This is a genomic window from Zoogloea oryzae (genome assembly GCF_030161255.1).
Lineage (GTDB): Bacteria > Pseudomonadota > Gammaproteobacteria > Burkholderiales > Rhodocyclaceae > Zoogloea > Zoogloea oryzae.
Window position 1 is genome coordinate 1 of sequence record NZ_BSPX01000167.1, and the last position, 2,347, is coordinate 2,347.

A 2,347-nucleotide genomic window follows, 5' to 3' on the forward strand; every position below is an offset into this window, starting at 1 on the left:
GCTCGCATCGAACGCCCGGCGTTTCTGTTTCATCAAGTTCTCCTCTACGGGTGGATGATCCACCTATCGAGGTGTCCGAGGAAATTAGACCACTACAGTTGTCGGACTGAAGTCCGACCTACAGCGTGCCCCCGCCACCCATGCATGCGTCTCCGACCGTCATCGATGAGTGTTTTTTACTCATGCATGGGTTCGCGAAACGCATCGATGGGTGACATCCGTTCATCGATGAATGGCCGAGATGCATGCATGGGCGCGCGTTGCTCATGCATGGGTCTCGGGCGGTCATCTGTGGGTGGCGCTTGCTCATGGATGAGTGATCGCAGCTCATTCATGAGCAAAATCTGCTCGTCGATGGGTCTCAACAACCCATCGATGGTTTACGCAGCCGGATTGCCCGGCTTTCCACGGCGGCCTGCGTAACGCACGCTCATGCTCGCCCGCAGCCCATCCAGCCCCGCGCTCTTTCCACCCATCTTCATGTAGCCGTAGCCCTCCAGCGCGGCGTTGATGATGTCGCTGCCGAGGGCCATCTCGGTGCTGTTGGCCTTGGCCAGCAGTTCGCGCAGGCGCAGGAAGCGGGGGCGCATGAGGTCGAGGTCGGTGATGTCCTGGCGCAGCTCGGCCACACTGAAGCCGGGCGGGATGAGCTTGGGGTTGTCTTCGAGGACCACCGCGGCCTCGCGGCAGAAGGCCTCGCTCTTGTCGCCCATCTTGTTGAGGTGGCGGATCTCATCGGGGGTGAGCACCACGAGGCGGGCAAACCGCGCTTCGAGGGTGTCGAGGGCCTTGTCAATGGCGGCGATGTCTTCGGCGCCGAGGTCGAGGGAGACGAGATTCTGGGTCATGGGGGGCGTTCCTCCGGTACGGGTTTTCAGGAAATGCACGACGCATTTCGTGCGGGCCGCAGTGTAGGCCACAATACCTTTAACGCATACCCCGGCGTACTGCCCGGCCGATCCTCGGCAGCACCCGCCGGGAAAGGGCAGATGCACCGGCACGGGGCGCCGGAACAGGGCTTTCTGCTAAACTCCGCGTGATCTGTTCCACGAAATTTCACACCCTTTCATTGACGCCGGGAAAAAACCCCAGATGCCCGTAGCGGTTCGTGTTCATGCAGCCCCGAACACCCCTGCACGGCAGCAGCGACGCACCCTCCCGGCATTCATCAGCGAACCCTCCCCATGAATCCCATGATTGCCTACCGGCCGGATATCGACGGCCTGCGCGCGGTGGCCGTGCTGCTCGTCTTGTTGTTCCACGCCTTTCCGTCGCTGGTCACCGGCGGCTTCGTGGGGGTGGACATCTTCTTCGTGATCTCCGGCTTCCTGATCACCGGCATCCTGCGCAACGAACTGCGCGACGGCACCTTCAGCATCGCGCGCTTCTATGGCCGCCGGCTGCGCCGCATCGTGCCGGCGCTGCTGGTGGTGCTGGGCGCCACCCTCGCCGCCGGGTGGTATCTGCTGGAGCCCGCCGAGCTGCACAGCCTGTCGTGGCAGGTGATCGGCAGCGCGCTGTTCTCGGCCAACATCTTCTTCTGGATGAACGCCGGCTACTTCGACGCCGAGGCGATCACCAAGCCGCTGCTGCACATCTGGTCGCTGGGCGTCGAGGAGCAGTACTACCTGGTGTGGCCCTTCCTGCTCTATCTGGCCTGGAAGCGCCAGTTCAGCCTGGCCTCCGCCGCCGCAGTACTGGCGGTGGTGTCGATGGTGGCCAACATCGCGCTGATCGAGCATCACCGCTCGGCGGCCTTCTTCCTGCCCATGTCGCGGCTGTGGGAGCTGTCGATCGGGGCGATGCTCACCCTCACCGGCTTCACCGCGAAGGGCAAGGTCGAGGCCAACCTGGGCGCCGTGGCCGGCCTCGCGCTGATCGGTGCGAGCGTGCTGCTGCTGGATGAAGGCAGCTTCTTCCCCGGCTGGTGGGCGCTGCTGCCCACCGCCGGCGCGGCGCTGGTCATGTGGGCCGGCCCCCAGTCGGCGTTCAACAAGCAGGTGCTGGGCTCGCGGGTGTTCGTGTGGCTCGGCCTCATCAGCTATCCGCTCTACCTGTGGCACTGGCCGATCCTGTCCTTCCTGCACACCCTGGCCGGCGGCATGCCGGTGGCGAGCATCCGCGCCGGCGCGCTGGTGGCCGCGGTGGTGCTGGCCTGGCTCACCTACGTGTTCATCGAGCACCCAGTCCGCGTCCAGCCCACGTCCCGCGTGGCCGGCTGGCTGCTGGCCGGGCTGGTGGCCTTTGCCCTGGCCGGGCTGGCGATCTTCCTGAAGGGCGCCCCGGTTGCCGCGCCAGCGGTCGTCACGCCGACGGCAGCACCGGTTGAAGCCGCCGCCCCTGCGGC

General features: G+C 65.3%; 2 protein-coding genes. One reads left to right on the plus strand and one right to left on the minus strand.

Features of this window, described 5'->3' with window-relative positions; translation table 11 throughout:
• Positions 1-380 precede the first annotated feature (380 nt).
• Positions 381-848, minus strand: coding sequence for a hypothetical protein (locus QQK25_RS22725; RefSeq protein WP_284190007.1), 468 nt, complete (start codon positions 846-848; stop codon positions 381-383).
• 336 nt (positions 849-1,184) lie between these two features.
• On the opposite strand from QQK25_RS22725, the gene QQK25_RS22730 reads away from it, so the two are divergent.
• Positions 1,185-2,347, plus strand: a 1,163-nt coding sequence (locus QQK25_RS22730) for an acyltransferase family protein (protein WP_284190008.1), incomplete at its 3' end; no start/stop codon positions are given.

Coding starts and splice junctions, on each gene's coding strand:
- QQK25_RS22725 (WP_284190007.1), bottom strand. CDS start 848: ATGACCCAGAATCTCGTCTCCCTCGACCTCGGCGCCGAAGACATCGCC.